The organism is Anabaena sp. WFMT, from assembly GCF_051781005.1.
Taxonomy (GTDB): Bacteria; Cyanobacteriota; Cyanobacteriia; order Cyanobacteriales; family Nostocaceae; genus Anabaena.
The window spans coordinates 114,434-126,452 of the sequence record NZ_JBPWOA010000029.1 but is presented as its reverse complement, the minus strand read 5'-3'; the positions used below and the strand labels follow the sequence as shown (position 1 = coordinate 126,452).

Here is a 12,019-nt window from a genome sequence, read left to right as displayed (position 1 = left end):
GAATTGTCTACACATATGCCTACCCTTGCTAAAAACTTGAATCTACTCCTTTAATATATTAAACAAGTCCTCAAAGGCAATTTCCTGAAATCGTAGGAATTAGAATAAAAAATAGACATACTTCATGCCATTCTCAGGGCTACTAGCTAAAGTCTACTAGAGTAGACTAAGGATTTAGGGGGATATTTAGTCATCTAAAGATGACTTTTATTATTAGCAAGGAATTGAATTTACTTGTGGGACAGAATAATAGTTTCTTCTTGACCTACAGTACCAAATTCTGGACATTCAGTTATATATCATCTTCTTTAAAAAGAAGAACTGTAAAGCTGCGAATTTCCATGTGTTTTCTTTTGAATATATCTTTTCATATTTTTCAATAAACCGATAAAAGACTATTTTAGTATAATCTATTATCACATCAAAGGTAGGGGTTTAGCATTGCTAAACCCTTACAAAATGTTGATATAATTAACCTTGCCAATTTTGTTTTGCTCTAGTGAAAATTTCCTCAATACTCTGATCTTGATATATTATTTTAGAGATTTCCACATAATCAGTAGGAGTTTTGTGTAGCAACGTCAAAAAACTCATAGCTGCTGCTGAACCAAGAGATTTATATAGTGCTTTGATCCCTTTGATTTTAATTTCTGTATCATCCATGATATTATTTAGAGAACTCCACAAAAAAGATGATCCAATAGCTATGATGGTTTAGCCAAAATTTCCACAAACCATTTTTTGAGATGGGGGAGGCGGTGAATCTGTGTTTCAATTTCTGCCATAGCTGAAGTTGTGAGTTTAACTCCTGTGGAATAAACTTTTTCTACCAATGTAACAACCGGATTTTTACCCTTAAATGTAAGAGTTTGGGCAAAATTCAGTACAGTTTCAACTGTATCAAGTAAACTACCATTCCAATGCTGTTCTAACCAACCAAAACAACGTTCTATCGGGTTATATTTACTATGATAAGGCGGATAATAAGCAAGTTGTAACGTCAGTTGAGATGATGTGCCAAAATCTACAATCCGCTTCATAAACTGAGTACGACGAGAATGATTTTCAGGTCCATTATCCTGATTAATTACCAGTTTTTGAATATGAGCAAATCTGTGTTTAACAGTTTGCCACCAGCTTTCAAGTAAGTCAACAATACAATCAGCGGTTAATTTGGAAGCAACGAAGAATAAAAATAACTCGTTGTACTCAGGAATAAAAATGCCGTAGGGAATTAGAGTTGTTTCGGTCGGGAAGTCATGGTCTATTGAAATAGTTGGCATCCGAGTTTTACCACCTCGGTCAAATTCTCCAACCTTAACTGCCACCTTTGCATCAATGGAGATCCGCAGAGTATGAGGGTCATTATCAGCTTCACTATTCAGAAGCTCGACTTGTTCAAAAATTGTTTCTGTTTCGGGAATTTTCTTGATAGGCTTGGTTTTAAGAACTCGTTTTAACGTATAACCCATATCATTCAATCGTCGTCGAATTGTTTCCGATGAAGGTAGTTCGTCGTCACTGTAACCACATTGTTTAATTAGTTGACGACGGACTTCATTTGCCGTCATTCGCATATATAATCGGATACTCTTAAAGCTGGGATCAGTTTGACTTTGTGGGTCTACTAACGATTTCATATTGTTCAATAAATTTGGTAATTTTGTTTCCACCCGCTTACGTCCACTACGCCAGAAACCATCAATAAAAGGCTTACCACTCTCCAATTCCTCCATCCCTTTCCGAATGGTGCGTCTATTCCATCCCAACTCCCTTTCTACTAAAGTTTGTCCTCCTATTCCCAAACCTTTGACCACTTCTGCCATGAATTGTCTTCGGTCGCTTCCCTTCAGTTTTTTGGCTGTTTTGATGTACAGAGATTTGGGGTTCTCTGTGAGTTGAATGATAGATTTTGGATACATGAGCTAGGCTATACACTGAAATTATCTGCTCTCATCATAGGATCAATCATTCTGTGGAGTTCTCTAAGTCTTCTATATTTAATTTGGCTGCTGTGGGTTTTTTGAGTTGTTTTAAAATCTGAATTGGTTGATTAGAATCTCTGACTTTATAAGTAATTCCAAATCCAGTGTTGTTAGATAAAATATCTACAACTTTGTACCGATCTCTCAGCAGAGTGCCTATTTTCAAGATATTATTCATAAATTATCTGAATTAAATTTAGTCAGTGAGTTATGCCAATGGCTAATGTAATGCAATATATAATCAGCATGACAAATTTACTTAATACATAATATTATGAATCAAAAGTATACAGCCGATGTCTTAGTTGTTGGTGGTGGAACCGGCGGAACTGCTGCGGCTATCCAAGCAGCACGTAGAGGCGCTAAAACCATCCTTGTGAGTGAATTTGCCTGGCTAGGGGGAATGCTCACCTCAGCGGGCGTATCTGCACCTGATGGTAACGAATTAGAAGCTTTTCAAACTGGGCTATGGGGTGCTTTTTTAAAAGAGTTACGCCAACGACAGCCGGGAGGATTAGATAATAGTTGGGTGAGCTTTTTTAGCTATGATCCGCGTATAGGTGCAGAAATTTTTGCTGACTGGGTGAAGGAATTACCGAATTTACAATGGATTTCGGGAAAAGTGCCTTTAGAGGTTTTGCGTCAGGGAGACTGTATTACAGGTGTACGCTTTGCAGATTTCACAGTCACCGCCAAAATTATTCTTGATGGTACAGAATTAGGAGATTTATTGGCTTTAGGGGAAGTACCTTACCGTTGGGGTTGGGAATTGCAGTCAGAGTGGGGTGAACCTAGCGCCCCCATTGCCCCTAATGCGCTTACCGAAAGGTATCCAGTGCAATCACCAACTTGGGTCGTTGTGATGCAAGATTTTGGTGATGCAGAAGCGCCAGAAATTCTACCTGCACCTAATTATGATCCATCGCTGTTTACAGGTGCTTGGTCAGATTATGGTGCTGAGAAGTTTTTGAATTATGGACGATCGCCTGGAGGTCGATTTATGATTAATTGGCCTATTTGTGGCAATGACTACGGTCAAAAGGCTGATCGTTTGATAAAGTCGGACATAGCAAGACGTGAGTTTGAGCAAGAATGTTTCTGGCATAGTCAAAATTTTGCCCATTTTATCCAAACTCAGCTTGGTAGGCGCTACGGTTTAGCAGCAGGAGTTTTTCCTAGTCTTTCTCCAGCTTTTGCACTGCATCCCTACTACCGGGAGAGTCGCCGTTTAGAGGGATTGATTACTGTCTGTGAGCAGGATATTCTGCCATTAGCAGGTGGTAATGTGGCAGCTAAATTTGATGATACAGTTGCTGTTGGTAACTACGCCAATGATCACCATTACCCTGGTGTTAAGTTCTCACTGCAACCTAAATCTATTCGCTGGGGAGGACGTTGGACTGGTACTCCCTTTACAATTCCCTACCGTTGTCTAGTTCCTAAGTCTACAGATGGTTTGCTGGTCTGTGAAAAAAACATTTCTGTGTCTCACATAGCAAATGGAGCAACCAGACTGCAACCTGTAGTGATGGGTATTGGTCAAGCAGCGGGTATGGCAGCTGCTCTATGTTGTGAGCTAGAATATCAGCCCAGGGATTTATCGGTGAGGACGCTGCAAACAGCTTTATTAACTGATGAGCAATGTCCAACCGCAATTGTTCCCTTATTCAACGTAACAACCAATCATCCAGAGTGGTTAAACTGGCAAATTCATTATTTGGAAAACCCAGAAGCATATCCCATTAGTGGTAATTGCCCGGCTTTATTGGTTAATCAGTATGATTACTCGAATCTTGATTGTTTCATAGGCATTTTTAATCGCCTAGACCAACAAGATTATAGATTTAGTATTATTAATCCCACCGAATTTTCACATATAACTTGGCAAATTGTGACATTGCGATCGCATATTGACAAGCAACTGCAAGCCCTTCCTCAGCAACAAAAGCTTACCGTCTGGGGACATCCCAATTCATCTGGTCACTGGCTACTTGTCGAATATATCGACGAAGTATCAAATTGATTTTTTTGCAGTCACATACAATACTTTTTGATAAATTGTCCGGATCATCATACAAATGTTAAGTATCAGTGAAGTAGAGAGTTCTAAAATAGACATCTACTATGCGTGCTGCCATTTCACTTTTAGTATCGAGTCTGGTATTCGGCTCCTTAGCTTTTAACGGCGAAGCGATGCTTACTCGTCTTTCCTACCTCTTGCTTGCTGGTTCTGGTTCACAACAGCTACTGGCTGATAATCCCAAACCAGGGCCTAACCAACCAGAACAGCCAGCCCCTCATCGCGGTAGTGGACGTAGAGAGTCAATGGAATATTTCAGAAATATCCATTCAGTTGTTTAGCAACCGTAGCTTCAGACCGCTTGTAGGAGAATTCGTTGCCAGCAAAGGAATCAAATTACCTGCGAACTGGGTGTTTAAGATCCTTGACACAACTTGTCGAACCGAAACATAGACAGTTAAAGCATTTCATAGCTTATCCATCGTTCCAAATTTTATCTTCTTTGACTTAAGACATAGACAGTTAAAGCACTACATAACTCATTCATCGTTCCAGATTTCATCTTCTCTGACTCAAGACATAGACAGTTAAAGCACTACACAACTGCACAACTGAGCGATCATTTAGTATTCCCTCGAAACATCCAGTAATTGTGGAAAACTTAGCTTGTATTAGTGATACCAATAAAGAACAAAGATTGTGATCAATGGATGTTCTAAAAAGTTGATCCATTAACTCTTTGAGAATCCAAAATCTAAAATGGTATGACTTAGTAACTCATATACGTACTCGACTAGTTTTCCTCAACTGCTGCTGTTTTGTATTAGCCGTCTATATATTGGGAAAGCCGGAAAGCAGGAAGAGAATAGGATTGCACTTCTTGTGGTTAACCCGTTCAAGTCGGTGTGATATTCATAGAACAGTCTGTGGTGCAAAGGACTGTCAATGATCATTAGCCTGAACCAAACGAGTATTTCTGCGTTACCTTAAACTGGTTTATGTGCAATAAAATACTTGCTTAGAAAATGGACTTGTGTGTCGATGTTCTCAAAGTCCGCTTTCTTTAAGCGCTCTACCAAGTCATCAGTAGTGTAATCTCTGTAGTAAGGTTCATGGAACATTTTCGGAAAGTTATCCATCACCTGAGTCAATTCAGGTGAATCACTCTTCTGAATTGAGTCACATATAATCAAGACTCCACCTGGTTTTAACACCCGGAAGCATTGTTCTATAATTAATTGACGCACAGTATTAGGTAACTCATGAAAAAGAAACACAGACGTTACCGCATGAAAATAGTTATCTAAATAAGGTAATTCTTCAGCATTTGCCTGTAAAAGTTGTGGTAATTCCAACGGATTTTGAGACAATAGCTCATTAGATTTACGTAAATAAGCTGGGGATAAATCCGTACCATATAAAGATACTTGAGGACAAGCTGCTCGTATCATCTTCAGAGTCCGCCCAGTGCCACAAGCTACATCTAGAATTCGGATTTGTTTTTGTGAAAGAAACTGGAATTTTTCTAAACCGCTTTTCAGCGGGGCGATAATACGTCGTCGCATGGCATCAGCTGAACCCCCAAACAAAAGTTCTACCTGTAAGTCATATAAATTGGCTGAGAGGTCGCTCAAATAACCATCAGTTTGGTGATGAAAATTCTGCAAATAGTAACTAGGATAACTGTCTTTATCTATTTCTGGTGAAAAATCTTGTTGGCTATTTTTTGTGGATCGTTCCCAGATTAGGGGGAAATCTAGCCAAATTAGTGGATAATAGCGGAAAAAATCTTCCCAAGGATTATCAAATAATAGACTAGTGGGATATGTTCCTTTTTCTGCATCCTGCCAGTCAGTTTCTAGTAGCTGATTTAATCTGTTTTGCAGTTTGGGTATTGCCTCTTGAGGTATAAATTGGCTCGTTTGTGCTAGTGTGGGATGCACTAAGTTTCTTAACCGTGAAGTTAAAATTTTATGAGCAAAACTGAAGTAATTCTTTCCTTGTTGAAAAGTCTGATAGGTCAGCTTGCTTAAGGTGTCAGACATAAACAATAGATTAAATTTTATTACCGTTAATTATTGTATTGGAATCACCATCAAAAATAAGGGATCACCAAAAAATAAATTCCCCAATTTTGTGGGATGGGCAGGATGCCCATCCTTGATAATTTGCGGGCAAGATGCCCGCACCACAAGAAACTTTAAGAAACTTTTGGGTATTTTTTTAATTGGAAGTCCTTAAAGCTTTTTTGAAATAAATACTCGTCTTGACTACGTATAATTCTTGGATTGATCCATGATATTCCATACACCAAGTAGAAGTATAGCGATCGCTCAATTGTGAATTTTTGTAAATTATGTGCAATTCCGTAACATACGCTACAGAAATCCTGTTACTATAAATGGGTAAGGAAAAAATTCTATTAGTAAGAAATAGTGAGGACTGTAGTTATGTCTATTCAAGAAAAATCTCGTGCATTAATGGTACGTCAACATCAGCAAGTTAAGAACCGTCAACAATCAATGCTGATGCGTGCGGCACAAGAACTCGGTCTTCCTGAAGAACTATCCCATTATTGGAACCCGATTCAAGGGAAGATAGATCCCACTACACAAACAATTTATAGTAGCAGTCACGCATCTATGAGCTAAGACTTTTGTTTGAGTGCTTAAACTAACAGATTGAGAAAAAAGCCACCCTCAAGGGTGGCTTTCAAATTTGCTACTTTACTACTCGTTGCAATTAGCAATCGTAATATAAGAAGAATTCGTAAGGATGAGGACGCAACTGCATTTGCTTAACTTCGTTAACCAGTTTGTAGTCAATCCAGTTTTGGATGAAATCTTCTGAGAATACACCAGTATCAGTTAAGAAAGCGTGATCGTTTTCGAGTGCTTCTAATGCCAATTCTAAAGAACCTGGTGTAGAAGGAATTTTCGCCAATTCTTCTGGAGAAAGTTCATAGATATTCTTATCTAAGGGTTCACCAGGATGGATTTTGTTCTTAATCCCATCAATACCAGCGCAAAGCATGGCTGCAAAGGCTAAATAGGGGTTAGAGGTGGCATCTGGACAACGGAACTCTAACCGCTTGGCTTTGGGGTTATTACCAGACAAGGGAATCCGTACAGAAGCAGAACGGTTGCCTTGGGAGTAAGCCAAGTTTACTGGTGCTTCATAACCAGGTACTAGACGTTTGTAGGAGTTTGTAGTGGGGTTGGTGATTGCCAACAATGCTGGAGCGTGCTTAAGAATACCACCAATGTAGTATAATCCCATTTCGCTCATGCCAGCATACTTGTCACCGGCAAATAAAGGTTGTCCACCTTTCCAAATAGATTGGTGACAGTGCATACCGGAACCATTATCACCAAAAATTGGTTTTGGCATGAAGGTGACGGTTTTACCGTACTTTCTGGCAACGTTCTTGATGACATATTTATAGGTCATCAACCAGTCCGCAGCTTCGATTAACTTACCAAAGCGGAAACCTAATTCACACTGACCACCTGTAGCAACTTCGTGGTGTTGTTTTTCAATAGGTACACCACAGTCTTTCATTGTTAGCAGCATTTCTGTCCGCATATCTTGAAAGCTATCCGTTGGTGGTACTGGGAAGTAACCTTCTTTAAAGCGGGTTTTGTAACCCAGGTTAGGACCATCTACTTCACCGTTTTTACCCTTTCTACCGGTGTTCCAACGACCTTCAACAGAATCTACATGATAGTAGCCTTCGTTGGCGGTTTGGTCGTAGCGGACATCATCAAAGATGAAGAATTCAGCTTCAGGCCCAAAGAAAGCAGTGTCACCAAGTCCTGTAGAAGCAAGATAGTCAATTGCTTTTTGGGCAATAACGCGAGGACAACGGTTATACCATTCGCCTGTGCGTGGTTCCTTAATACTACAAATTATACTTAGCGTCGGCTCTTTCATGAATGGATCGATCCAAGCGGTGTTTGGATCTAGCACCATTGTCATGTCTGATTCTTCGATGCCTTTCCAACCCCGAATACTGGAACCGTCGAAAGGAACACCATCAGTGAATGAACTCTCATCAATTTGATCCTGGTACATGGTCAAATGTTGCCAAGTCCCTGGTGTATCGATGAATTTCAGATCAATCATCTGAATTTTTTTGTCTTGAATCATCTTCAAGACTTCTTTTGGGGTTGTCATAGTTACTCCTTCTGTACCCAATTTCCTAAAGTAAAACCAGAATCTGCCAAAGCATCTTATCCCTGCCGAACTAACCCAAGTTGTGACACACCACCTGGAATATCGTAAATACTCGACTTGAGGTGGTTTTGTAGTGTTTGTTACAGATTATCTGGATTACAGGTTATATTAACCTTTCTTCATCATCTGCACAAAACTGGAAATATCATCTCATAGGGGTCAACTTTGGCATAGAATCCTTAAATAGCGGATGGATAGTTTTTGTGCCGCATTTATTGTTTATGGCACAAAAGTTTACAGGTGCATAATTGCAGCCAAATAAATATCAAACCATAGATAGCTAATGATTGGGAGAAAAAAGAATGCGCGATGCAATTACAACTTTAATTAAGAATTATGACGTAACCGGACGTTATTTTGACCGGAATGCGATCGATAGCCTTAAGTCTTACTTTGAAACTGGTACGGCAAGAGTGCAAGCGGCGGCTGCAATTAATTCTAATGCAGCGGCTATTGTTAAACAGGCTGGTGCTAAGTTATTTGAAGAATTGCCAGAATTGATTCGCCCTGGTGGTAATGCCTATACAACTCGTCGGTTTGCGGCTTGTTTGCGGGATATGGACTATTACCTCCGCTATGCTACTTATGCGCTAGTAGCTGGCAATATGAATGTACTTGATGAGCGGGTGTTGCAAGGACTACGGGAAACTTACAATTCTTTGGGTGTACCCATTGGTTCGACAGTTCAAGGTATCCAGATTATGAAGGGTCTTGTCAAGGAGCAAGTAGCGGCTGCTGGTATTGCTAATACTGCTTTTGTGGATGAGCCTTTTGACTATATCACTCGTGAGTTGAGTGAGATTGATATTTAGCCCTGGCGATTGAAAACCGTGTCTATATAAACTAAGTCTGCCTGGATGGACTTAATAGCGATAGCGAAGCGCTCCGTAGGAATCGCACTTTGGCTTTATTAGCAAGGTGCGTTTACTTTTTTTAAAAAAAATTGAGTTACTCCCTTTCCCATGTAAAATTACTGGATAATTTTATGGTAAAATATATTACATAATAGATAATTCTTGGCAATACTTCCATGAGTATTAATGATCTAGAATTTTTACATGGTGCAGCTTTTCTTCGACTACTAAAAGGAACATCTGATGTATCTATAAGTTATTTATCTTCCATTCATTCATCTCTTTATATTATAAAAAGCTTAAATAAAGAATCTGCTATCTTATTTAAAATTTCCAAAAAACCTACTTCTTCATGGTCATTTAGTTTCAGTGAACAGGAAGAAATTGCACTCACAGAATTTCATCAAGTATATCCAGATGTCAAACTTTTTATAGCATTAATTTGTCATCGGGATGGTGTTTGTTGTCTATCACAAGAACAACTATGGACAATTCTTGATTATACTGAAGGTTTAGCTAATCAGCGTGTTTCTGTAAAAAGGGAACTAAGAGGAAGTTATTATGTTAAAGGTACAGGGAGAGTTCCCTTAGAACGGACAATACCACAAAATAACTGGCCTGATGTAATTTTATCAAAATCAAATAAATTATGACACATACTCCTATTGAAATTAATGGCGACTGTATTGATAGATTAATGAAGAAATTAGAAAAAGAAATCGGACAAAAAGAAGCAAATAAATTTAAAGAAATTGCTATTGAAGTTGTACAAAATTGTGTCAAAGTTTATTCGGAGAATTTTGGTGATAGTGATGTAGGAAAAAATAGTACAGGGTTAGTCAGCCAACCTTATAAAGGAGTAAACCCTATTCCTAATGGAACGACTGGACTCATTTATGGTCGAGTTCAAAGTGGTAAAACTAATACAACTATTGCTACTTTAGCATTGGCTCATGAAAATAATTTTCGTTGTTTTATTGTATTAACTTCTAATAATACATGGCTGGGAGAGCAAACTGCTAACCGCTTTAATAATCAAATCCAAGGAGGACCAGTTATTTTTGATTGGGAAGCATGGAAAAAAGACCCGGTTTATTTTGCTAAAACTAAGGTTACACCCTACATTAAAGATACGGGCGTTGTTTTAGTTACCACGAAAAATGTTTCCCATCTAAAGAGATTATTAATAGTACTAAAAACAGCTAAAATTAAAAATTTTCCTACATTAATTTTTGATGATGAGGCTGATAATGCTAGTTTAAATACCAATGAGGCTAAACAATCTAAACAAGGAAAAGATACAATTTCTGATAGTTCAACTTTTGAACAAATAGGTAATATTCGCCAAGAAGTTGCTAATCATATATACATTCAAGTTACTGCAACGCCTCAAAGTCTATTATTACAAAGTCTCCCTCATCCTTGTAAACCTAAATTTTGTGCAGCATTACCAGAACCAGGAGATAGTTATATGGGAGGAGAATTATTTTTTTCTGACAATAGTAAACACTGTTGTATTGTAGATGCTGAAGAAATAAACCAAATTAAAAAACAAAAAGGTGTAATTAATCCTGGTAATAAATGGATAATTCCTGAAGGATTAAGGTTTGCATTATGTTGTTTTTTCCTAGGTTCAACTTACAAAATGTTATCTTCAGATAACGAAGATGCAACATATTCTTTTTTAGCTCATATTTGCTACAAGCAAGATATTCATACCAATTTAGAACAAGTAATCAGTAATTTCGTTATTAATTTAGATCAAGCCATTCGAGAGAAGAGTTCACAAACAGAGTATAAACAATCAATAAAATGGTTAGAAGAAGTCTACAAAGAGTTAGAGAAAACAGTCGATAAGTTACCGCCGCTGTATGAATTAATAGAAGAGTTAAAAATTCAATTAAGACACGCAATTCCTAAAATTATTAATGCAAATAATCCCGATAAAGAACCTAATTATAATCCTGGCATGAATATCTTGATCGGAGGTAATAGATTAGGCAGAGGTGTGACAATTAAAGGCTTAATGGTAACTTATTATGGACGTGATGCAAAACAAAAGATAGTAGATACAGTTCATCAACACGCTCGAATGTATGGTTATCGTCCACAATTGAAAGATGTGACTCGTCTCTTTTTAGCAGAACATATATTAGATGCTTTTCGTTCCATTCACGAAGCAGATGAAGCAATGCGTCAAGCGATAGGAGATGATATTCATAATATTAAAGTTCAACCTGTTTGGATAGGAGGACATCTTAAACCAACGCGATCTAATGTTTTAGATCCTTCTGTTATTAACGTCTTAAGACCAGGAAAATTAATTTTTGCACAAGATCCAGCTTATAAAAAAGAGGATATAGAGCCTAATTTCAAAGCGATTGAGAATTTTTTAATTAATTATCAAGATGATGAAGAATATGCTGAGGTAGATATAGATTTTATTATTAAAGTCATCAGTCATACCAAAAGTTATTATGTTCCGTCTGAAGAATGGGAAGATAATCGCATCATTAAAGCATTAACAAATATGAAATCCAAAGGTATGGACAAAGGGCGTTTAAATGTTCGTAGGGGGAAGAAAAATAATAAAGAAGGATTAGAGTTGCTAAGGAAAGACCCTTTTAAATGGATGTTTGGCTTTGGATCAGGTGGTTGGTCAATAGAAGCTCAAAAGAAATATCCTGATGTCGTAACTTTAATTATTTGCTATCAAAAAGGTGAAAAAATTAATGGTTGGGATGATCATCCTATCTATCTACCTATGTTAGTTTTACCTAAACAAAAATTTGTTTTTATGTTTAATTATGATGAGAATGAGTAATGTGTATAAATAATTACTGATTAAGTCAATTTATAACTTACAGAAAATAACCTAAAAGTATATATTACGGTATATTATAAATATCCATACATTGGAAAAA

General features: G+C 37.7%; 11 protein-coding genes. 6 read left to right on the top strand and 5 right to left on the bottom strand.

Going from position 1 to position 12,019, the window contains the following annotated elements; all coding sequences use genetic code 11:
• Window positions 1-471: 471 nt before the first annotated feature.
• The 3 genes from ACSQ6I_RS19680 to ACSQ6I_RS19670 all read right to left on the bottom strand — a co-directional run bounded on the left by ACSQ6I_RS19680 (window position 472) and on the right by ACSQ6I_RS19670 (window position 2,163).
• A complete protein-coding gene (locus tag ACSQ6I_RS19680; RefSeq protein WP_438891982.1) occupies window positions 472-663 on the bottom strand; it encodes a hypothetical protein in 192 nt (63 codons plus the stop codon).
• Window positions 664-704: 41 nt separating this feature from the next.
• Entirely contained in the window at window positions 705-1,904 is a 1,200-nt protein-coding gene (locus ACSQ6I_RS19675) for an ISAzo13 family transposase (protein ID WP_438891986.1), read from the bottom strand.
• 64 nt (window positions 1,905-1,968) lie between these two features.
• Window positions 1,969-2,163, bottom strand: a complete 195-nt coding sequence (locus ACSQ6I_RS19670) for a hypothetical protein (RefSeq protein WP_438891981.1) — start codon at window positions 2,161-2,163, stop codon at window positions 1,969-1,971.
• A gap of 96 nt (window positions 2,164-2,259) precedes the next feature.
• Here ACSQ6I_RS19670 and ACSQ6I_RS19665 point away from each other — a divergent pair, with 96 nt between their 5' ends.
• Together ACSQ6I_RS19665 and patX are read left to right on the top strand one after the other, a co-directional pair.
• A complete protein-coding gene (locus tag ACSQ6I_RS19665; protein ID WP_438891980.1) occupies window positions 2,260-4,008 on the top strand; it encodes an FAD-dependent oxidoreductase in 1,749 nt (582 codons plus the stop codon).
• A 101-nt stretch (window positions 4,009-4,109) separates the two neighbouring features.
• Window positions 4,110-4,346 carry a heterocyst-inhibiting protein PatX gene (gene patX, locus ACSQ6I_RS19660; protein ID WP_015212567.1) on the top strand — a complete coding sequence of 79 codons (237 nt, stop codon included), beginning with the start codon at window positions 4,110-4,112 and terminating at the stop codon, window positions 4,344-4,346.
• A 645-nt stretch (window positions 4,347-4,991) separates the two neighbouring features.
• On the opposite strand, the gene ACSQ6I_RS19655 is transcribed toward patX, so the two are convergent.
• Complete coding sequence (locus ACSQ6I_RS19655; RefSeq protein WP_438891979.1) at window positions 4,992-6,050, bottom strand: class I SAM-dependent methyltransferase; 1,059 nt, start codon at window positions 6,048-6,050, stop codon at window positions 4,992-4,994.
• A 405-nt stretch (window positions 6,051-6,455) separates the two neighbouring features.
• Between ACSQ6I_RS19655 and ACSQ6I_RS19650 the strand changes: the two genes are divergently transcribed.
• Complete coding sequence (locus ACSQ6I_RS19650) at window positions 6,456-6,656, top strand: hypothetical protein (RefSeq protein WP_015212565.1); 201 nt, start codon at window positions 6,456-6,458, stop codon at window positions 6,654-6,656.
• 91 nt (window positions 6,657-6,747) lie between these two features.
• On the opposite strand, the gene glnA is transcribed toward ACSQ6I_RS19650, so the two are convergent.
• Window positions 6,748-8,181 (bottom strand): type I glutamate--ammonia ligase, encoded by a 1,434-nt coding sequence (gene glnA, locus ACSQ6I_RS19645; protein ID WP_438891978.1) that lies wholly within the window; start codon window positions 8,179-8,181, stop codon window positions 6,748-6,750.
• A 362-nt stretch (window positions 8,182-8,543) separates the two neighbouring features.
• Between glnA and apcB the strand changes: the two genes are divergently transcribed.
• The 3 genes from apcB (at window position 8,544) to ACSQ6I_RS19630 (ending at window position 11,919) form a co-directional block, all read left to right on the top strand.
• A complete protein-coding gene (apcB, locus tag ACSQ6I_RS19640) occupies window positions 8,544-9,053 on the top strand; it encodes an allophycocyanin subunit beta (RefSeq protein ID WP_015212563.1) in 510 nt (169 codons plus the stop codon).
• A gap of 218 nt (window positions 9,054-9,271) precedes the next feature.
• Window positions 9,272-9,748, top strand: coding sequence for a hypothetical protein (locus ACSQ6I_RS19635; protein WP_438891977.1), 477 nt, complete (start codon window positions 9,272-9,274; stop codon window positions 9,746-9,748).
• Entirely contained in the window at window positions 9,745-11,919 is a 2,175-nt protein-coding gene (locus ACSQ6I_RS19630) for a Z1 domain-containing protein (protein ID WP_438891976.1), read from the top strand. The genes ACSQ6I_RS19635 and ACSQ6I_RS19630 overlap by 4 nt, the downstream gene beginning before the upstream one ends.
• Window positions 11,920-12,019: the final 100 nt, after the last annotated feature.

Bases quoted from the DNA above. Each gene is read 5' to 3' on its own strand.
- ACSQ6I_RS19635 (WP_438891977.1), top strand. From the start codon at position 9,272: ATGAGTATTAATGATCTAGAATTTTTACATGGTGCAGCTTTTCTTCGA.
- ACSQ6I_RS19670 (WP_438891981.1), bottom strand. From the start codon at position 2,163: ATGAATAATATCTTGAAAATAGGCACTCTGCTGAGAGATCGGTACAAA.
- ACSQ6I_RS19630 (WP_438891976.1), top strand. From the start codon at position 9,745: ATGACACATACTCCTATTGAAATTAATGGCGACTGTATTGATAGATTA.
- ACSQ6I_RS19655 (WP_438891979.1), bottom strand. From the start codon at position 6,050: ATGTCTGACACCTTAAGCAAGCTGACCTATCAGACTTTTCAACAAGGA.
- ACSQ6I_RS19650 (WP_015212565.1), top strand. From the start codon at position 6,456: ATGTCTATTCAAGAAAAATCTCGTGCATTAATGGTACGTCAACATCAG.
- glnA (WP_438891978.1), bottom strand. From the start codon at position 8,181: ATGACAACCCCAAAAGAAGTCTTGAAGATGATTCAAGACAAAAAAATT.
- ACSQ6I_RS19680 (WP_438891982.1), bottom strand. From the start codon at position 663: ATGGATGATACAGAAATTAAAATCAAAGGGATCAAAGCACTATATAAA.
- ACSQ6I_RS19665 (WP_438891980.1), top strand. From the start codon at position 2,260: ATGAATCAAAAGTATACAGCCGATGTCTTAGTTGTTGGTGGTGGAACC.
- apcB (WP_015212563.1), top strand. From the start codon at position 8,544: ATGCGCGATGCAATTACAACTTTAATTAAGAATTATGACGTAACCGGA.
- patX (WP_015212567.1), top strand. From the start codon at position 4,110: ATGCGTGCTGCCATTTCACTTTTAGTATCGAGTCTGGTATTCGGCTCC.